The organism is Pseudomonas sp. CNPSo 3701 (genome assembly GCF_028674975.1).
GTDB classification, from domain to species: domain Bacteria; phylum Pseudomonadota; class Gammaproteobacteria; order Pseudomonadales; family Pseudomonadaceae; genus Aquipseudomonas; species Aquipseudomonas straminea.
Map to the genome: position 1 here is coordinate 134,232 of NZ_JAQZSI010000003.1, position 17,075 is coordinate 151,306.

22 protein-coding genes are annotated in these 17,075 nt (G+C 63.1%); 7 read left to right on the forward strand and 15 right to left on the reverse strand.

The features are described from left to right. Positions 1-23: 23 nt before the first annotated feature. The 3 genes from PVA39_RS09780 to PVA39_RS09790 form a co-directional block, all read right to left on the reverse strand. On the reverse strand, positions 24-335 hold the full coding sequence (locus tag PVA39_RS09780) for an AzlD family protein (protein WP_274123911.1): 312 nt from the start codon (positions 333-335) through the stop codon (positions 24-26). Beyond that, a complete protein-coding gene (locus PVA39_RS09785; protein ID WP_274123912.1) occupies positions 332-1,045 on the reverse strand; it encodes an AzlC family ABC transporter permease in 714 nt (237 codons plus the stop codon). Before PVA39_RS09785 ends, PVA39_RS09780 begins: the two co-directional genes overlap by 4 nt. Before the next feature lie 132 nt (positions 1,046-1,177). After that, complete coding sequence (locus PVA39_RS09790; protein ID WP_274123913.1) at positions 1,178-2,878, reverse strand: amidase; 1,701 nt, start codon at positions 2,876-2,878, stop codon at positions 1,178-1,180. Between the two features lie 196 nt (positions 2,879-3,074). On the opposite strand from PVA39_RS09790, the gene PVA39_RS09795 reads away from it, so the two are divergent. From PVA39_RS09795 to PVA39_RS09810, 4 genes are all read left to right on the forward strand, one after another. Further along, entirely contained in the window at positions 3,075-3,647 is a 573-nt protein-coding gene (locus PVA39_RS09795; RefSeq protein WP_274123914.1) for a flavin reductase family protein, read from the forward strand. 68 nt (positions 3,648-3,715) lie between these two features. After that, positions 3,716-4,069: a hypothetical protein gene (locus tag PVA39_RS09800; protein ID WP_274123915.1), complete on the forward strand. Its 354-nt coding sequence runs from the start codon at positions 3,716-3,718 to the stop codon at positions 4,067-4,069. Between the two features lie 117 nt (positions 4,070-4,186). Continuing rightward, positions 4,187-4,498: a DUF485 domain-containing protein gene (locus tag PVA39_RS09805; protein WP_274123916.1), complete on the forward strand. Its 312-nt coding sequence runs from the start codon at positions 4,187-4,189 to the stop codon at positions 4,496-4,498. After that, positions 4,495-6,150: a cation acetate symporter gene (locus tag PVA39_RS09810; protein WP_274123917.1), complete on the forward strand. Its 1,656-nt coding sequence runs from the start codon at positions 4,495-4,497 to the stop codon at positions 6,148-6,150. The genes PVA39_RS09805 and PVA39_RS09810 overlap by 4 nt, the downstream gene beginning before the upstream one ends. A 328-nt stretch (positions 6,151-6,478) precedes the next feature. On the opposite strand, the gene PVA39_RS09815 is transcribed toward PVA39_RS09810, so the two are convergent. The 9 genes from PVA39_RS09815 to PVA39_RS09855 form a co-directional block, all read right to left on the reverse strand. Then, the gene (locus PVA39_RS09815; protein ID WP_147175222.1) at positions 6,479-7,510 is read right to left on the reverse strand and encodes a GGDEF domain-containing protein; all 1,032 of its coding nucleotides are present in this window, start codon (positions 7,508-7,510) and stop codon (positions 6,479-6,481) included. Positions 7,511-7,663: 153 nt separating this feature from the next. Next, complete coding sequence (locus tag PVA39_RS09820) at positions 7,664-8,062, reverse strand: GNAT family N-acetyltransferase (RefSeq protein ID WP_147175223.1); 399 nt, start codon at positions 8,060-8,062, stop codon at positions 7,664-7,666. Positions 8,063-8,121: 59 nt separating this feature from the next. Further along, positions 8,122-8,454: a DUF2025 family protein gene (locus PVA39_RS09825; protein WP_274123918.1), complete on the reverse strand. Its 333-nt coding sequence runs from the start codon at positions 8,452-8,454 to the stop codon at positions 8,122-8,124. 118 nt (positions 8,455-8,572) lie between these two features. Continuing rightward, a complete protein-coding gene (locus PVA39_RS09830) occupies positions 8,573-8,827 on the reverse strand; it encodes a hypothetical protein (protein ID WP_274123919.1) in 255 nt (84 codons plus the stop codon). Positions 8,828-8,944: 117 nt separating this feature from the next. Then, on the reverse strand, positions 8,945-9,349 hold the full coding sequence (locus PVA39_RS09835; protein WP_274123920.1) for an NUDIX hydrolase: 405 nt from the start codon (positions 9,347-9,349) through the stop codon (positions 8,945-8,947). 2 nt (positions 9,350-9,351) lie between these two features. Next, entirely contained in the window at positions 9,352-9,939 is a 588-nt protein-coding gene (locus PVA39_RS09840) for a hypothetical protein (protein ID WP_093501888.1), read from the reverse strand. 123 nt (positions 9,940-10,062) lie between these two features. Continuing rightward, complete coding sequence (locus PVA39_RS09845; RefSeq protein ID WP_147175226.1) at positions 10,063-10,764, reverse strand: YebC/PmpR family DNA-binding transcriptional regulator; 702 nt, start codon at positions 10,762-10,764, stop codon at positions 10,063-10,065. A gap of 191 nt (positions 10,765-10,955) precedes the next feature. Further along, a complete protein-coding gene (locus PVA39_RS09850) occupies positions 10,956-11,468 on the reverse strand; it encodes a hypothetical protein (protein ID WP_274123921.1) in 513 nt (170 codons plus the stop codon). Between the two features lie 88 nt (positions 11,469-11,556). After that, entirely contained in the window at positions 11,557-12,801 is a 1,245-nt protein-coding gene (locus PVA39_RS09855) for a serine hydrolase domain-containing protein (RefSeq protein ID WP_443200959.1), read from the reverse strand. Between the two features lie 151 nt (positions 12,802-12,952). Between PVA39_RS09855 and PVA39_RS09860 the strand changes: the two genes are divergently transcribed. Next, a complete protein-coding gene (locus PVA39_RS09860; protein WP_274123922.1) occupies positions 12,953-13,198 on the forward strand; it encodes a DUF2789 domain-containing protein in 246 nt (81 codons plus the stop codon). Between the two features lie 13 nt (positions 13,199-13,211). On the opposite strand, the gene PVA39_RS09865 is transcribed toward PVA39_RS09860, so the two are convergent. Beyond that, on the reverse strand, positions 13,212-13,403 hold the full coding sequence (locus PVA39_RS09865; protein ID WP_274123923.1) for a hypothetical protein: 192 nt from the start codon (positions 13,401-13,403) through the stop codon (positions 13,212-13,214). Between the two features lie 113 nt (positions 13,404-13,516). Here PVA39_RS09865 and dgt point away from each other — a divergent pair, with 113 nt between their 5' ends. Beyond that, positions 13,517-14,983 carry a dGTPase gene (gene dgt, locus PVA39_RS09870; protein ID WP_274123924.1) on the forward strand — a complete coding sequence of 489 codons (1,467 nt, stop codon included), beginning with the start codon at positions 13,517-13,519 and terminating at the stop codon, positions 14,981-14,983. Positions 14,984-14,988: 5 nt separating this feature from the next. Here the strand turns inward: dgt and PVA39_RS09875 are convergent, their stop codons facing one another. Then, the gene (locus PVA39_RS09875; RefSeq protein WP_274123925.1) at positions 14,989-15,723 is read right to left on the reverse strand and encodes a sulfite exporter TauE/SafE family protein; all 735 of its coding nucleotides are present in this window, start codon (positions 15,721-15,723) and stop codon (positions 14,989-14,991) included. 98 nt (positions 15,724-15,821) lie between these two features. Between PVA39_RS09875 and PVA39_RS09880 the strand changes: the two genes are divergently transcribed. Beyond that, on the forward strand, positions 15,822-16,643 hold the full coding sequence (locus tag PVA39_RS09880) for an inositol monophosphatase family protein (protein WP_274123926.1): 822 nt from the start codon (positions 15,822-15,824) through the stop codon (positions 16,641-16,643). A gap of 1 nt (position 16,644) precedes the next feature. On the opposite strand, the gene PVA39_RS09885 is transcribed toward PVA39_RS09880, so the two are convergent. After that, positions 16,645-17,061, reverse strand: coding sequence for a GFA family protein (locus tag PVA39_RS09885; protein WP_274123927.1), 417 nt, complete (start codon positions 17,059-17,061; stop codon positions 16,645-16,647). Positions 17,062-17,075: the final 14 nt, after the last annotated feature.

Here is a 17,075-nt window from a genome sequence, read left to right on the forward strand (position 1 = left end):
GAACAGATCGGAGCGTGGCGCCATCACATCAGGTGGCGAGCCAGGGCTGCAACCAGAATCCCGGTGGCAATGGCCGCCAGCGGCTTCTTGACCAGCAGCATGACGATGGCGGTGGCGAGCAGGGCGAGGCGGGCGCCGGCATCGCCTTCCAGGGCCAGGGGCGCAAGCAGAGCTACCAGCACCGAGCCGGACATGCCGCTGATGAATTGCTGTGTTCGGGTGTTGATCGGCACGAAGGACATGACGAACACGCCGCCCCAACGGGTGGCCAGGGTGACCACCGCCATGACGATCACGACGCTCAGCGCGCCGGAGCCGGCGGTTTCCATCATCATGCCTTTTTCTCCATCCACAGGGCGCCCAGCAGCCCGCCGGCAATGGCGCCGACCACTACGTGGCTGTTGCTGGGCAGATACCAGTAGGCCAGCAGCGAGGCGAGGGCCGCGACGGCCCAGATGACCAGGATGCGCAGGTTCTTCTGGCCGCCGACGACCATGGCCAACAGGAAGCAGCCCATGACCATGTCGAGACCGAAGCTCACCGGGTCGTCGATGGCGCTGCCGAAATAGATGCCCAGCCAAGTACCCAGCAGCCAGGCCAGCCACAACGCCAGGCCACCCCCGAGCAGCAACCCGAGCCCGGGTTTGCCGGCGCCGAAGGCCTGCATCGACATCGCCCAGTTGGCGTCCGAGGCCACCAGCATCACGCCATAACGCTTGGCCGGCGGCAGGCTGCTGAGCCAGGGATACAGCGTGGCGCCCATCAGCAGGTGGCGGGCATTGATGGCGAATACCGTCAGCGCCAGAGGCACCAGCGGTACCTGGGTGCCCCACAGGTCCAGCGCGGCGAATTGTGAGGCACCGGCGAACACCAGTGCGCTCATCACCAGGCTGGTTTCGGCGCCGAGCCCGGTTTGGGTGGCGGCCAGTCCGAATGCCAGCCCGAATAGCACCACGAACGCCGAGATCGGCAGGAACTGGCGAAAGCCGCTCCAGGTGAGGGCGGCAGTGAGGGCGTGCAGCTGTTTTTCGTCGTGAACGGGCATAACGATCCTGGTTGTTGCGGTAACACCGCCTTGCGACGGCGTTACCGGTCCATATTTTGCGTGCCGACGACGGTTGATTGCCGGCGGGACGGGATCGGCAGTTTACCAAGCCCGTCTTCGCATTCGCGCGTTTTAGAGCGGCGGCGTGCGTGGTGGGATCTGCCGCTTGTTGCCGGTCGCCTCGAAAGCCGAGCCCAGCTGCAGCAGCGCGTTGTCGTCGTAGGCGCGCCCGGCGAAGGTCAGGCCGACCGGCATGCCGATATCGGCCATCACGCCCATGGGCACGGTCACGGTCGGCACACCGAGATGGCGGATGGCGAGGTTGCCGTTGGCGACCCAAATGCCATTGCTCCAGGCGATGTCCGCCGACTCGAGATTCACGTCGGCATCGGCCGGGCCCACGTCGGCGACGGTGGGGAACAGCACGGCGTCGAGCCCCAGTTCGTCCATCCATTGTTCGAGGTCGAGCTGCCGGGTCTTTTCCAGGCCGCGCAAGCCGTCCGGCACGCTGGCGATCTCGTCCCAGGCTTTGAGGCCGCGCTGGGCCATGCGCACGTACTCGTCCATGCCGGCGGCCAGGTCATCTTCACGATTGGGCAGGGTGCCGGGATCATGGGGGAAGATCTGCGGTCCATCGACATCGGCCAGGCGGTTTAGCTTGGGGTCGCCATTGGCGCGCAGGAAATCATCGAACGCCCAGCCGGACAGCTCCCAGAGCTCATCATGCAGAAACTCGCGGGACACCAGGCCGCGGTTGTAAACGGTCGGCGCGCCGGGGCGGTCGCCCTCGCAGTTGGACACCAGCGGGAAATCCACTTCGACCACCGTGGCGCCGGCGCTTTCCAACGCCGCGCGGGCCTGTTCCCAGAGGTCGATTACCGAGGCGCGGGTGTGGATACGCTGGCCGGTCGGGCCGCCGATGCCGGGCTTCTCGCTGGTGCCGGCCAGCTCGTCCTTGTTGATGTACATGCGTGGCACACCCAGGCGCTTGCCTTTCAAGGCTTCGGACTTGGCGGCCAGATCGAGATAGGACGCCGGGCGAATGTCCGAGGCTTTCGGGATTGGTACCCAGGGCTGCAGGCGCCACAGGTCACCGCGGGTATCGGCGTCATCGGCGACCACTACGTCGAGCACTTCGAGCAGGTCGCTCATGCTGCGGGCGTAGGGCACTACCACGTCCATGGTCGGCGTCAGCGGCCAGTTGCCACGCACCGAAATCACCCCGCGCGAGGGCGTGTAGGCGCACAGACCGTTGTTCGAGGCCGGGCCACGGCCGCTCGACCAGGTTTCCTCAGCCAGACCGAACGCGGAAAAGCTTGCCGCCGTTGCGGTACCGGCACCGTTGGACGAACCGGAGGCGAACGGCGCGGTGAGGTACTTGACGTTGTAAGGGCTTTCCGCACGCCCATACACGCCGCGCTGCATACCGCCATTGGCCATTGGCGGCATGTTGGTCTTGCCCAGGCAGATGGCGCCCGCGGCACGCAGGCGCTCGATGGTGAAGGCGTCGCGCTGGGCGACCAGATCCTTGAAGGCCGGGCTGCCCGATGCAGCGGTCAGGCCCTTGACCAGGTAGCTGTCCTTAGCTGTGTAGGGAATGCCATCCAGCGGGCTCAGCAGCTCGCCGCAAGCGCGGCGGGCATCGGAGGCTTCGGCTTCCTTCAGGGCATCGGGGTTGCGAACCACCACGGCGTTGAGCTTGGTGGGCGTAGCGGCGCCGTCATAGGCATCGATCCGCGCCAGATAAGCCTTTACCAGCTCGACCGCGGTGGTGCGGCCGGCCTCGAGCGCTGCGCGCAGCTCGGCGATGGAGACTTCGGTTACCTCGAACATGCTGTCACCCCTTATGGCTCGCGGGCCGGCGATGTTATTTGTGTGCCAGATGCCCGGTTGGATGGCGGCTTACTTGCAGCCGATCGGAGGCCGATTCTAGTGCCCGCCGTGCAGAAGGTGCAGCCCCTGGCGTTCAATTTTCTGCACAGTGCAAGGATGCTATAAAGTGTCACCTGGTTTTCAGCGAGGTGCCGCGATGCATATTCCGATCAAGCCCGTGGACCTGGACAAGGCCTACCGCCTGCTCAACCATGGCCCGACCGTGCTGGTGTCTGCCCGTCATGACGGCGTCGACGGGGTGATGGCCGCCGCCTGGGCCTGCGCGCTGGATTTCGACCCACCCAAGCTCACCGTGGTGCTCGACAAGAGCACCGCGACTCGCGGGCTGGTCGAGGGTAGCGGTCAGTTCGTCATCCAGATACCGACCGCCGCGCAGCTGGAGCTGACCTATCAGGTCGGCTCGCGCAGCCTTAATGAGGAGCCCGGCAAGCTGGCCGCCAGCGGTGTCGAGTTGTTAGCCCTGGGTGACGCAGATTTGCCGTTCGTGGCTGGCTGCTCGGCGTGGCTGGCCTGTCGGCTGATTCCCGAGCTCCACAACCAGCAGGCGTATGACCTGTTTATCGGCGAGGTCACCGCGGCCTGGGCCGATGAGCGGGTATTTCGCGAAGGGCGCTGGCACTTCGAAGACGCAGATCCCGCCTGGCGCAGCCTTCACCATGTTGCCGGCGGTCACTTTTATGGCATCGGCGAGGCGCTGACCCGCAAATGATTCGCTGTGGGCGTTGTCTCAGGCAGACATGCATTGCAGGCGCGTTGGCGCCCGGATCGGAGTTGGCGATGAAGGTATTGAGCAGTCTTACCCTGGCGCTGGCCGTCATGGCCGGCGCTTCTGCCGCGCTGGCTGACGAGCGCGCGCCGCAAACCATCCGCGTGATTCCCAAGTCGTACGTCAGCCCCGGGGCGAGCGGTAGCGTCGATACCTACGAGCGCCAGGAGCAATACAACCTCTATGGCGGCCAACGCCTGCCACAAGGCATCAACACCCGCCGCTATGAAAGCGGGCAGAGCAGCTCGACCTTCGAGACCCGCGGCGGCATTCGCCAGAGCACCGAGTATCCCAATGGCTATGAAGTGCAGCGTTATCCTGGACAAGGCAGCCAGCAGTACGAGCAGCAGCTGCAGCGGCGCTAAGTCGCATTAGACTTTGGTCTAGAAAACCGGTGGCTTCGACTAAGGTCGTCTGTCCTAAGTCATGGGCTGACATACAGTTATCCGTACCAGCATCCTGCTGTGGAGGATAACAATAAAATGAACGACAGCATCTACCAGCGGATCGAGCAGAGTCCGCGTTTCAGGGAGCTAGTAGCCAAGCGCGAGCGATTCGCCTGGATACTCTCCGCCATCATGCTCGGCATCTACGTCGGCTTCATCCTACTCATCGCCTTCGTGCCCGGCTGGCTGGGTACGCGCATCAGCCCCGACTCGCCGATCACCTGGGGCATCCCAGTGGGTGTTGGCGTGATTCTCTCGGCTTTCATACTGACCGGCGTCTACGTTCGCCGCGCCAATGGTGAATTCGACAGCATGAACCAGGCGATCCTGGACGAGGTGGGCAAATGATCGGCCGTATCCTCAGCACCCTGGCCCTGATGGCCATGGCCCCGGCCTTGTGGGCCGATGCATTGACCGGAGACGTACAGCGCCAGGCGGTCAACACGCCTGCCATTGTCATGTTCCTCGCCTTCGTTGGCGCCACCCTGTGCATCACCTACTGGGCCTCCAAACGTAGCAAGTCGACGTCCGACTTCTATACCGCAGGCGGCGGTATCACCGGCTTCCAGAATGGCCTGGCGATTGCCGGCGACTACATGTCGGCGGCGTCTTTCCTGGGTATTTCCGCTCTGGTGTTCACCTCAGGCTACGACGGTCTGATCTACTCGATCGGCTTTCTGGTCGGCTGGCCGGTGATCCTGTTCCTGATCGCCGAACGCCTGCGCAACCTGGGCAAATACACCTTCGCGGACGTGGCCTCCTATCGTCTCAAGCAGAAGGAAATCCGTACCCTGTCGGCCAGCGGCTCGCTGGTGGTGGTGGCCTTCTACCTGATCGCCCAGATGGTCGGTGCCGGCAAGCTGATCCAGCTGCTGTTTGGTCTCGACTACCATGTCGCCGTGGTGCTGGTGGGTATCCTGATGGTGCTGTACGTGCTGTTCGGCGGCATGCTGGCCACCACCTGGGTGCAGATCATCAAGGCGGTGCTGCTGCTGTCCGGTGCGTCGTTTATGGCACTGATGGTTATGAAGCACGTGGGCTTCAACTTCTCCACGCTGTTCAGCGAAGCCATCAAGGTGCATGCCAACGGCGAGGCGATCATGAGCCCAGGCGGTCTGGTCAAGGATCCGATCTCGGCGATCTCCCTGGGCCTGGCGCTGATGTTCGGTACCGCTGGTCTGCCGCACATCCTGATGCGCTTCTTCACCGTGAGCGATGCCAAGGAAGCCCGCAAGTCGGTGTTCTACGCCACTGGGTTCATCGGCTACTTCTACATCCTGACCTTCATCATCGGCTTCGGCGCGATCCTGCTGGTCAGCACCAACCCGGCCTTCAAGGACGCCGCTGGCGCACTGCTTGGCGGTAATAACATGGCGGCGGTGCACCTGGCCAACGCCGTGGGCGGCAGTATCTTCCTGGGCTTCATCTCGGCCGTGGCTTTCGCCACCATCCTCGCGGTGGTTGCCGGCCTGACCCTGGCGGGTGCTTCGGCGGTGTCTCACGATCTGTACGCCAGTGTTATCAAGAAGGGCAATGTCAACGAGAAGGATGAGCTGCGCGTCTCGAAGATCACCACCGTGTGCCTGGGCGTCCTGGCCATCGGCCTGGGCATCCTGTTCGAGAAGCAGAACATCGCCTTCATGGTCGGCCTTGCGTTCTCTATCGCGGCGAGCTGCAACTTCCCGGTGCTGTTCCTTTCCATGTATTGGAAGAACCTGACCACCCGCGGCGCGATGATCGGCGGCTGGCTGGGCCTGATCACCGCTGTGGTGCTGATGGTGCTTGGCCCAACCATCTGGGTCTCGGTACTCGGCCACGCGAAGGCCATCTTCCCGTACGAATACCCGGCGCTGTTCTCGATCGCCGTTGCCTTCATCGGTATCTGGTTCTTCTCGATTACCGACAAGTCCAAGGCTGCCGACGAGGAGCGCGCGCTGTTCCTGCCACAGTTCGTGCGTTCGCACACCGGCCTGGGAGCCAGTGGCGCTTCGGCTCACTGATCCACTGCTGGTAAACAAAAGGGGCGGCCTTCGGGCCGCCCTTTTTTGTTTGCGTGGCGGATCGGCTTGCGCACCGCGGGATTGTGCTGGTGGATGTGATCGGCAAGTTGGCTCTTGCTGGAGGCAGCCGCTGAGCCCTGGCGGCAGGTGAGACTCGGCTGTAAGGTCAGCCGTTTTGAGGCGCAGCAGAGGCGATTAGTGGTGCCGGCGACGGGAAGGTCTGGCTCATATGCCGCGAAAGCGACTGCTGAACCTGAGAGAATCACCGCGCAGTGACAGAAGGTGCGAGTACCACTCGCCGATGGTGCCGTAGCCGGCCTAGCTACCGTCAGGCCATTTCCACAGTCGGGTAGGTATCGATATGGATGCGGTTGCGACCGGCGCGCTTGGCTTCGTAGAGCTGCTGGTCGGCGCGTTCCAGCCAGTCCCGCCAGCTTTCGTCGGCGTACAACACCGCGCCGCCCATGGACACGGTCACCGGGCCATCGGGCGTTTTCAAATGCTGGGCGATCTGTGCCTGCAACTGCAGGGCAGCCGCACGCAAGCCCTTTTCGTTGGTGTTGCTGAGTAGTAGCAGGAATTCTTCGCCGCCAAAGCGGAACAGCCGGTCTTCATGGCGGAAGCAGCGGTTGGTCAGCTCGACGAATTTGATCAGCACCTGGTCACCCATCGGGTGACCGAAGCGGTCGTTGACCTGCTTGAAGTGGTCCATATCGATGACCAGTACAGCGCTGCTGATGCCGTGCCGGCGTTTATTGGCCACGGCGATCTTCAATTCCTGATCCATTATCCGGCGGTTGCGGGCGCCTGTCAGCGCGTCGCGAGTTGCCCAGGATTGCAGCTGCCTGCGCTGATAGGCGGCACGCTGGGCGAAAATGAAGCTCATGATGCCGGCCACCATCGCGGTGACGAGGAACGATAGCATTTGGTAGTGACTATCGAATACCGAGCCCGGCACCAGGGTCGCATACGTTACCAGCACCGATAGCACCGCGCCCGTTGCCAGTAGCGCGATCAAGGGCACTACCATGAAGAAGTTCAGCAGGATCAGCGGATAGATCCAGAAAAGGCCGTTGACGCCCAGCTTGACTGCAATCAGCGTTGCGCAAAGGGAATCGACCGCTACCAGCCATAATCCGGCTTTGCGGGTATCGCCGGTTCGCCAGGCATAAGACATCGCCGCGATGGTCGACAGGACGATAACGGTGTCGGCGATGCCGACCGGGTAGTTGCCCTGGGAAAGGCGGTAGACCGCGTAGGGCGTAATGCCGAGCACACCGAAGAAACCCATCAGGGTAATGATGCACAGCTGAAAATCCTTGCGCAGTCGCGCAAGGACACGGTTGAAACGTCTGCCCATGGCCTATTGTTCTCATAGATCGCGTGCTCGTCTGGCAGCCGATCTCTCACCTGTCTATAGCGCTTGGATCCATGGACAGCATCCATGGCGGGCAGTTGCGGCTATCGAGAAGCTTAGTGGCGGAAATGCCAGTGTCACGCTGGCTATGAGATATCAGAGTGCCATTGCGTTCAATATTTTTTTCAATCTGTAACGCTGCAGGCGTTCGGCCAGCGTTTCGGGCAGTGACGGGCAGGGTTCGAATCCCAGGCGGCTATAGAACGATTCGAGATCCGGGTGACAGAACAGCCACACCGGTGTGTCGACCTTTTGCAGGGCGCAGGTGATCAGTGCGCTGGCCACGCCTCGATGGCGTTGGTCGGCATCGACCAGCAGACTGGTCAGCCATTGCCCGTGGGCCATGGGCTGCAGGCACAGGGCGGCGATGATCTGCTTGTCTTCAGCCACCCACACCTGGTGGGCCGCCCGGGTGCGCATAGCCGAATGCTGGCTACGGTAGAACTTGTCGGCCAGGGGGCGCAGGTGGTCGGGCAGGCAGCGAAACGTTGGCATCGATCTGGCAGTTCATGAGAGTGCGCCAGTCTACGTTTCCGCTGCCCGGGCGACCAGTATCAGGCACTGCGTTTGAGAAGGCGCACGGCGCTGATTTCTGGTAGATCATCGCGGCGCAGGTAGACGCGCAGTGGTTCGCTGATAGCCAGGCGCTCGTCGATGCGCAGCTCGGCCAACAGGCGCAGGCGGTCGCGCTTGAGCGTCATCAGGTCGGCGCCGTCCGCGGCTTGCCAGACGAATTCGCTGGTTGGAGTGATGCTATCTTCGGCCACATCCAGACCGAAGGAATCTTCGCTGAAGCGCACGATGTGCTGGCCGGTCTTGAGGTTGAAACCCACGAACCCTTGCAACTGGTCGGCCGCGGCGCAGATGCCGGCAGAAGTGATAGCCATTGTGAGCCCTCGCGTAAGTGGATCGGCTCAGGCTAAGGGCTGGATGCGCGGGTGCCTTGTCGTGGATCAATGAATCGCCGGCCTGCATGCTGCGTCATTGCCGCAGGTGGCGAGCCGATCAGCCTTCCGGCAGCGAGCGCGGCTGCGGGCCGATATCGCGGATGGAGTTCGACACGCGGTAGTTGGGCGCCTGCAGGGCGCTGCGGATCTTCTCGTAATCCTCGTACGGCAGGCCGCTACGGCTGAGCATTTCCAGGGCGAACTGCTTGATCTCGGCGTCGGTGTAGGGGCGTTCGGCAGCCGACTGCGGGGTGGCACAGCCGGCAAGCGAGAGGGTAAGAAGGGTGGGCAGAATGAGCAGTGAACGTTGCATGGCGGGCACCTGTGAGCGAAGCCGTTTGGGATAGCACTTAGGCTATTGGCTGGCTCGCTGGCGCAGAAATCATTCACTTCGATAGTGGCTATCGGCGCCCGAGAGGCTGAGGTGCGATCAGATGCGGGGCCAGATCAGCGGCAAGACATGCAGGCGCAGCAGCGGCGCCAAGTCATCGCCACGTGGGTCGTCAGGATGCAGCCAGCGCAGCTCTTCGAGCTCGGCTGCCGGTGCGACAGGATGGGAGAGGGCGGCGCGAAAGATATCGGCTTCAACGCGGGTATCGGCTTCGTTGGCGGCCGCTTCATTGAAACGGCCCAGTGGCGTGAAGGCCGTTTCAGGTATCGTCAGATTCAGCTCTTCGTCGAGCTCGCGTGCCAGGGTCTGCAGGGCGCTTTCACCGGCTTCACGTTTGCCGCCTGGCAGCATGAACATGCGTGTGCCGCGTTTGCGCACCAGTAGCAGCCGGCCTGCGTCGTCGAGCAGGCAGGCGGCTGCGATGTTCAGGGTGCGTGGTGGCATGCTCAGCGCAGGTGGCTGTGCGGGGTTTCCAGCAGGCCGACCTTCACCGCCATCAGCGGCGAGTTGTTGATCCACACGTCGTCGATGACGATGGTGCGGCCAACATCTTCCTTGTCGGCGGCGACCAGCAGGTAGTAGGTGCCATCTTCCGGCGCTTCACCATCCCAGCCCATGCTGGTCATGCCGATTACCGTGGAAGGACGGGCAGGCTTGTTGGGGATCACCGTGCCGTAGGCGTCCATCAGCACGGCGCGGGGCTTGAGCGCGAACTTGTTGATGCCCATGCAGGTGTGGTCGCAGAACGAATTGACGTTCAGGCGATAGCGCTCGCCCTGCTTGAGCTTCAGCGAATAGACGCGATAGTTGGACAGTGAGCTGCCGAACTGCATGCTGGCATCGCCGGCGATGCCGTGGGGCACGCTGCTCTGCGGATCCAGTGGCAGCGGCACGACCTGGGCGTTGTGAATCGCCTCCAGGTTGCTGCGTACGATGCTGTCCTGGTCAGCTGAGGCGGGTGCTTGCGCCGAGTGAGGGACGCCGCTGCAAGCTCCGAGCATAAAGCAGGCGGCAAGAATGAGGGATTTGTGCACGATGAAGCTCCTGTAAGGCGTATTCCACTGCGCCCCTGATGTGCGCGGAAGGAAGCCGGACAGTATACCGGGTTATTGCGGCAAAACCGTGATGGATTGCCGCAATTTGCCGCTTCGGCTCAATTAGCCGGCCAGACCTACATAAACGTTCTGCACGTCGTCGTGGTTGTCGATGGCCTCCAGGAAGGCTTCGACTTCTTCGAGCTGCTCGGGTGTCAGGCTGGTGACCGGGTTCTTCGGGCGGTAGCCGAGCTTGGCCGAGTTGACGGTGAAACCTTGCTCCGGCAAGGCGCGGCTGACCAGATCCAGGTCGGTCGGCTCGGTGATGAACAGAGTGTTGCCTTCGTCGGCCTCGTCGAAATCCTGCGCACCGGCTTCGATAGCGGCCAGCTCAGGGTCGGCGTCGCTGTCGCTGGAGGCCTCGATCAGCCCGACATGGTCGAAATCCCAGGTTACCGAGCCGCTGCTACCCATCTGACCCTTGCGGAACAGCACACGGATCTCGGCCACGGTGCGATTGACGTTGTCGGTCAGGCACTCGACGATCAGTGGCACCTGATGGGGGGCGAAACCTTCATAGGTGGTGCGCTCGAAGTTCACCGTCTCGCCGCTCAGACCAGCGCCTTTCTTGATCGCGCGGTCCAGGGTGTCCTTGGGCATCGAGGCTTTCTTGGCCTGGTGGATGGCTAGGCGCAGCTTGGGGTTCATATCCGGGTCGGCACCATTGCGCGCGGCGACCATGATTTCCTTGACCAGGCGGCCGAAGATCTTGCCCCTGGCGTTGGCGGCGGCTTCTTTAGGTTTGGCTTTCCACTGGGCGCCCATTTCTGTTCTCTCGGCTATGCGGATGGTGGCGTGGCGCAGCCTTCAGGTGACCGGACAGGCTGTGCGACGAATTGCGGTGGCAGATTTTAATCGCTTGGCGTCGGCCTGGCACCCGGCAAATCGCATTTAAGCGGCAGGCATCGCTGCGAATTGCCCGGAGGAACCGGGCAATTGGGCGTTGCGAAGGGGGATCAGGGCGACTGGGTCAGCTTGTCGACCAGTTCAAGCGCCTTCTCGAAGGAGGGGTAGCCGCTCTTGGCAACGTCCAGTTCGGCGTAGTCGGCGCGGTATTCTTCGGCGCGGATCGGGTCGGCTTCATCGACTAGGTAGGGCTGCGACCAGATGCGATACAGCAGCGCCACGGCGTAGGGCTGCTGCTTCTCGGCAGCGGCTTCCAGCTTGGCCAGCACTTCGTCGGTCTGCGGGCCTTCGCGGATCATCAGAATCGCCTGGTAGAACTCCACTTCGCCGCGCTCGTCCTCGCTCGCCGCGCGGCGCAGCAGGGCGTTGGCCAGCTCGTGGCTTTCCATGTCGCCGGACATCACCAGCATCTTGGCCTGCAGCATGTCGTTCTGATAGAGCAGCTGCCGATCACGGCAGCTGTCGCCCGTCATCGGTTCATCGCAGGTGGTTGATGAAGTGGCGCAGCCCGCGAGCAGCAGGCTCAGCAGCAGGCAGCCAACGCCATGTCGGCGGTCAATCATAAAAATTCCCCAGGCAAATCTGATGTATCGACCCGCGCGCCGTCTTCAGGTTCGCCGCGTCGTTGTTTTCCAGGCATGTTTTGTTAGCTCAGCGCAGCGCTTCGACCGCCGCGCCAATAAAGGCATAGGTTTCCATTTCCCGCTCGTCCATTTCCGGCTTCGGCCAGGTGCTCCAGATTACCGCCACGACCTTCTCTTTGGGATTGATATACAGGAACTGGCCAAAGATACCCTGGGCCTCGAAGACTCCGCCGTCATGATTGGGCAGTGCTGCGGCTCCTGTCGGGAACAGCCACCACTGGTAGCCGTAGCCCAGGGCGTAGTCGCCGTCGTACAGCTTGCCAGGCTCCAGGTGCGAGCCGGCGGGCGCGCGCGTGGCGCGTTGCAGCCAGCCGGCCGGCAGGATGCGTTCGCCGTCGATCACCCCGTCATCGAGGATGAACTGGCCGAAGCGGCCATAATCACGTAGCGTCGCCGACAGGCCGCTGCTGCCGATTTCCTGGCCGGCACGGCTGTCGAGCTGCCAGAACGCATCGCGTTCCATGCCCAGGCGCGCCCAGATGCGCTCTGACAGATAATCGCTGGCCGTCATGCCGGTCGCCGCATGAACCAGTTCGCTCTGCAGGTGCGATTCACCCGTGCTGTAGTTGAAGGTGGTGCCGGGTGCCTGCGCCTTCTTCAGTGCGGACATCTGCTTGAGCAGCGCGCCGGGGTCGTTGGCCAGTTGCAGCTCGAACATGCGGCGCCGGTCCGATTGCGGGTCGCGATAGGTTTCGTCCCAGGCTACGCCGGAGCTCATCCGCAACACCTGCTCGACGCTGACGCCGTCGTAGGCGCCGCCCTTGAGCTGTGGCAGATAGCGGGTGATCGGGTCGTTCACGCTGGCGATCTTACCCTGCTGCACCGCAGCGCCGACCAGAGTCGAGGAAATCGACTTGACCACACTGAAGGACGTCCAGCGGGTGCTGGCGTCGTTGCCCATGGCGTAGCGCTCCAGGGCCACCTTGCCGTCCTTCAAAATCAGCAGGCCGCTGACCTGATTACGCTGCATGAACGCTTCTACACCCAGGCGCTGCCTATCTGCGGTGTATTGCACCGGCACCTCGCTACGCCTTGGCAGCGGCAGCACTTGGGCGCCGCGGTGCACTATACGGGTGTAAAACAGCTCGTCCATGTTCCGGTAGGTTCCGGCCTGATACGCCGGCGGCAGCTCGTAGAGATCCTGGGCGCGGCCGATGCGCTCCGGCTTGTCGGCAGGCGTCGGTGGGCTGGCACAGGCGCCTAGCAACAGGGCGATGGCGGCTGGGAGAAGGGCAGTGCTGCAACGCTGCAAAGTGGTCACGAGGCGTCCCCGGTGCGTGGTCGATGGCTCAACCATAGCCGATAACTGCGGCCGATAGCGCACTTGCAGCACAGCCGAGAGGTTGAACTGTCGTTTGCGGGCGCGGCTCTACACAGCATCTAGCACGTTGAAGGAGAGCTTCATGGAACTGCCCAACAAAGACCTCGGTACCCTGTTCGAGCAACTGGGCCTGCCGTCCGACCCCGCCAGCATCGACACCTTTATCGCCAAGCACTATCCGCTGCCCGATGACGTGAAAGTCTCCGAGGCGCCTTTCTGGAATCAGGCCCAGGCCGCTTTTCTCAAGGACGAATTGCTGGAGGACGCCGAATGGGCGCCGGTGGTCGATGAACTCAATGTGCGTCTGCACGAGAACAAACTGGCGTAAGGCCTTAGGCCTTTTATTCGTTTGAGCTCAGGTGCTGCAACTCGCGCCTGACCATCGCCGCATATTCCGGCGGCGAGAGCTGGTAAAGCTCGCTGGCCACCCAGGTCAGCCAGCCGGCGCCGCGGCTGGCGCGCTGCTCCAGCAGGCGCTGGGCATCGGCGATGGCTTGCTCGGCACGTTGCTGGTGAAAGTCGGCGCGGCTCATGATGGTTTCCTGTCTCGCGGAGCAAAGCGCTTATGTCCCTGCCGCCAGGTGCTTGGTAAACCGAGCGCTGCGCGTTAGGCTCGCGGCTTGTATGCCTGATCGAGAGCCCGACGATGCCAGCAGCGGTGAACTTCAAACAGCGAATTTGCGCGTTGCGCCCTGGCGATCAGGCTGGCGGCGATGTCGATCTGCTCTATGCCTTCGAAAGCGACCGCGGGCGGATCATCAACTCCGCGGCCATTCGCCGTCTGCAGCAACGCACCCAGGTGTTTCCCCTCGAGCGCAACGCGGCGGTGCGCAGCCGCCTGACCCATTCCATGGAAGTCCAGCAGACCGGGCGCTTCATCGTCCGCACGCTGTACGCCCAGCTCGGCGAGCGGGCTGCGGACTACGGCCTGGACGACTTGCAGGGCGCCCTGGAAAGCCTGGTGGAAATGACCTGCCTGATGCACGACATCGGCAACCCGCCATTCGGGCATTTCGGTGAGTTCGCCATTGGCGAGTGGTTCGAGCGGGCTCTGGATGGGCTGTTCGCCGTGGCCGTGCCGCAGCACCAGGCCAATCCTGATCTGCAAGCCCGCATGCGCGCCGACCTGCGCAATTTCGAAGGCAACGCCCAGGCGGTGCGACTGGTGGTCAATCTGCAGCGCCTACGCCTGACCTACACCCAGACCGCCGGCTTGCTTAAATACTTGCGCCCGGCCTACCAGCCCAGGCCCGGCAAGGGCACGGCCGGTGCCTACCTGAACAAGAAGCCCGGCTTCTATCTGTCCGAAGAACATTTTGTCGCCGAACTGCAGCAGGCGTTGGCTCAGGCGCCGGGGACCCGTCATCCGGTGGCGTACATCATGGAGGCCGCCGACGACATCTCCTATTGCCTGGCCGATATCGAGGATTCGGTGGAGAAGGGCATCCTCACGGTGACCGAACTGGCGCCGCTGCTGGTGTCCACGTTCGAGAAGCTGAAATCCCCGGATACTCCGATTCCCGGCTCCAAGCAGTCATTCCGGGGGCTGGTCGAGCAAGCTCTCGAGCGCTATCACCAGGAAGAGATCAACAAGGCCGGCGAATTCTTCGTCAAGTTGCGCGTCAGCATGATTCACCCGCTGGTGCAGCACGCGGCGCGGCAGTTCATCGACAATATCGACGCGGTTCACGCCGGCACCCTGGACCGCGCGCTGATCGAAGACGACAGCCTGCCTCACGCCATCGTGCAGACCTTCAAGGACGTTGCCATGGCGCGGGTGTTCTGCCACCGCGAGGTGGAAACCCTGCAGTTGCAAGGGCACCGGATCATTCAGGGCCTGCTGGACAGCTACGGCGCGCTGCTGCGGGTGGATGCGCAGACCTTTGTCGAGCTGACCGAAGGCAACTGCCGCCGCGAGGCCTATCTGCAGATGCTGGTGCGCCGCCTGCCAAGCCAACTGATCAAGGCCTATCGCCAGGCCGTGTGTGAGTGCGATGAAGCGGACCGCGCCGCCTGGGAGTTCTACCACCGGTGCCGATTGGTGCAGGATTTCATCAGCGGCATGACCGATCAGCATGCCCATGATGAGTACCGCACGCTGTTCGCGCTTTAAGTGCGTCAGATGTTCTTCCAGACCAACTGCAGTCCGGCCAGCAGCATGCCCAGCCGGGCGATGCGGTAGAACCAGGTGTGGTTGATCCGCGACTGTAGCCACAGGCCCGTCCACACACCGAGCGGCACGATGGGCGCGAGCATCAGGCTGAGCAGCAGGTTCTCCCGGCTGAACTGACCAAGCCAGGTGTAGGGGATCACCTTCATGGCGTTGGTGAGCAGGAAGAACATATTGATGGTGGCCACGTAGCGCAGTTTTTCCAGCTGCTGGGGCAGCAGGTGCATCATCACTGGCGGTCCGCCGGCGTGGGCGACGAAGCTGGTGAAACCTGCCACCGAGGACAGCGCCAGGCCGCGCCTGGGTTGCAGCGGTCGCGGCGCCGGGTCGCTCTTGAGCAGCCCCAGCAGCACGAAGGAAATGGCGATCAGGCCGATCAACAGACCAATCAGATTCTCGTTGAGCAGCCCGAAGGTCAGCGAACCGATGACGATGCCGATCACCGCGCCGGGCAGCATGACCTTGAGGTTGGCCACGTCCCACTTGCCCCAGTAGGCCTTGAGCCCGACCACGTCGGCCAGGCAGAGGATCGGCAGCATCACTGCCACCGCCTGCATCGGCGAGGTGGCCAGGGCCAGCAGCGGCACGGCGATGCCGCCCAGCGCACCACCGAAGCCGCCCTTGGACAGGCCGGTGAGAAAGACGGCAGGAATGGCGAACAACAGCAGGTCAGCGAGGGTCATTGCACAGGGCTCTTTCAGCGAGTGCGCAGCGTAGAGGCTGTCGCCGCTGCCTCGCAAGCCAGCCGAGCATCATCAGCCTATTCAGGAGCGTCCGTCTCATGCCCGATTTCCAGCACCCCAGTCTCGATCTCGATGCCCGCTATACCTTCGCCAAACGGGTGGCGCTGGAAGCTGCCGAACGGGCCATGACCTTCTACGTGCGGCGCAGCGACCTCACTGTAGAGCACAAGGACGGCGATCTGCAGGATGTGGTGAGCATCGCCGATCAGCAGGTCGAGGCATTCATTCGCGGCGAACTGGCCGAGCATTTTCCGGACGACGGCGTGGTCGGCGAAGAGGAAGGTAGCGCCGGCCTGCAAGCGCGCTGCATCTGGGTGATCGATCCCATCGACGGCACGGCGTGCTTTCTCAACGGCCTGCACAACTGGTGCGTGTCCATTGGCCTGCTGGTGGACGGCGAGCCGTTGCTTGGCGCTATTGCCGATCCCAATCACGGCGAGCTGTTTCATGGCTTCGTCGGACGCGGCGCCTTCGTCAACGACACGCCGTTACAGGCCCATGGCGCCGGGCATGTGCGCGAGGGCTTGGTCGGCGTCGGCACCACCCATCGCCCCGGCAAGGAACACTTTCTGCCGTTTCTGCACGGTTTGCTCGATGTCGGCGGTATGTTCGTGCGCAACGGCTCCGGTGCGCTGATGACCGCCTACGTCGCCGCCGGCCGGCTGATCGGCTACTACGAAACCCACCTGAAAAGCTGGGACTGCCTGGCCGGCCTGGTACTGGTGCGCGAGGCCGGCGGGCGCAGCAACGACTTCCTGCGTGGCGACGGTTTGCTCGCCGGCAATCCCTATCTGGTGGCGGCGCCCGGCGTTTACGAACAGCTGGCGGTACTGGTCGGGCCGTCCTTGGACGAGCCCTGAGTCAGTCCGGGTTGAACTCGGCGAACACCTGCTCGCCGGTCAGTTCGCGGGTCTGATTGGCGAAGCAGTAATAGGGTGGTCTGGATTCGACGAAGATCTGGTTGTCGAACTGCCAGTCACCGTGGTCATCGAGCAGGCCCACCGGCACTGCATGGTGGCCGTTGCTTTTCAGACGATAGAACAGGTGGCTGCCGCATTGGCCGCAGAAGCCCCGTTGGGCCCACTCCGATGAGTCGTGGATACGCACCTGCTGCTCTCCACTGAGCTGCGCCAGTTCGCCTTCGGCGACCAGCAGCGGGCCGCCGCCCCATTTGCGGCAAGTCGCGCAGTGGCAGGCGCTGACGCTGGGGCTGGCGATACGCAAGGTCAGGGTGACGGCGCCACACAGGCAACCGCCATGTCGATCGAGATTAGCCATGGACGTGCTCCTTG

What these genes read in the sequence shown, in the direction of transcription:
- PVA39_RS09780 (WP_274123911.1), bottom strand. Translation starts at nt 335, where the DNA reads ATGATGATGGAAACCGCCGGCTCCGGCGCGCTGAGCGTCGTGATCGTC.
- PVA39_RS09785 (WP_274123912.1), bottom strand. Translation starts at nt 1,045, where the DNA reads ATGCCCGTTCACGACGAAAAACAGCTGCACGCCCTCACTGCCGCCCTC.
- PVA39_RS09790 (WP_274123913.1), bottom strand. Translation starts at nt 2,878, where the DNA reads ATGTTCGAGGTAACCGAAGTCTCCATCGCCGAGCTGCGCGCAGCGCTC.
- PVA39_RS09795 (WP_274123914.1), top strand. Translation starts at nt 3,075, where the DNA reads ATGCATATTCCGATCAAGCCCGTGGACCTGGACAAGGCCTACCGCCTG.
- PVA39_RS09800 (WP_274123915.1), top strand. Translation starts at nt 3,716, where the DNA reads ATGAAGGTATTGAGCAGTCTTACCCTGGCGCTGGCCGTCATGGCCGGC.
- PVA39_RS09805 (WP_274123916.1), top strand. Translation starts at nt 4,187, where the DNA reads ATGAACGACAGCATCTACCAGCGGATCGAGCAGAGTCCGCGTTTCAGG.
- PVA39_RS09810 (WP_274123917.1), top strand. Translation starts at nt 4,495, where the DNA reads ATGATCGGCCGTATCCTCAGCACCCTGGCCCTGATGGCCATGGCCCCG.
- PVA39_RS09815 (WP_147175222.1), bottom strand. Translation starts at nt 7,510, where the DNA reads ATGGGCAGACGTTTCAACCGTGTCCTTGCGCGACTGCGCAAGGATTTT.
- PVA39_RS09820 (WP_147175223.1), bottom strand. Translation starts at nt 8,062, where the DNA reads ATGCCAACGTTTCGCTGCCTGCCCGACCACCTGCGCCCCCTGGCCGAC.
- PVA39_RS09825 (WP_274123918.1), bottom strand. Translation starts at nt 8,454, where the DNA reads ATGGCTATCACTTCTGCCGGCATCTGCGCCGCGGCCGACCAGTTGCAA.
- PVA39_RS09830 (WP_274123919.1), bottom strand. Translation starts at nt 8,827, where the DNA reads ATGCAACGTTCACTGCTCATTCTGCCCACCCTTCTTACCCTCTCGCTT.
- PVA39_RS09835 (WP_274123920.1), bottom strand. Translation starts at nt 9,349, where the DNA reads ATGCCACCACGCACCCTGAACATCGCAGCCGCCTGCCTGCTCGACGAC.
- PVA39_RS09845 (WP_147175226.1), bottom strand. Translation starts at nt 10,764, where the DNA reads ATGGGCGCCCAGTGGAAAGCCAAACCTAAAGAAGCCGCCGCCAACGCC.
- PVA39_RS09850 (WP_274123921.1), bottom strand. Translation starts at nt 11,468, where the DNA reads ATGATTGACCGCCGACATGGCGTTGGCTGCCTGCTGCTGAGCCTGCTG.
- PVA39_RS09860 (WP_274123922.1), top strand. Translation starts at nt 12,953, where the DNA reads ATGGAACTGCCCAACAAAGACCTCGGTACCCTGTTCGAGCAACTGGGC.
- PVA39_RS09865 (WP_274123923.1), bottom strand. Translation starts at nt 13,403, where the DNA reads ATGAGCCGCGCCGACTTTCACCAGCAACGTGCCGAGCAAGCCATCGCC.
- dgt (WP_274123924.1), top strand. Translation starts at nt 13,517, where the DNA reads ATGCCAGCAGCGGTGAACTTCAAACAGCGAATTTGCGCGTTGCGCCCT.
- PVA39_RS09875 (WP_274123925.1), bottom strand. Translation starts at nt 15,723, where the DNA reads ATGACCCTCGCTGACCTGCTGTTGTTCGCCATTCCTGCCGTCTTTCTC.
- PVA39_RS09880 (WP_274123926.1), top strand. Translation starts at nt 15,822, where the DNA reads ATGCCCGATTTCCAGCACCCCAGTCTCGATCTCGATGCCCGCTATACC.
- PVA39_RS09885 (WP_274123927.1), bottom strand. Translation starts at nt 17,061, where the DNA reads ATGGCTAATCTCGATCGACATGGCGGTTGCCTGTGTGGCGCCGTCACC.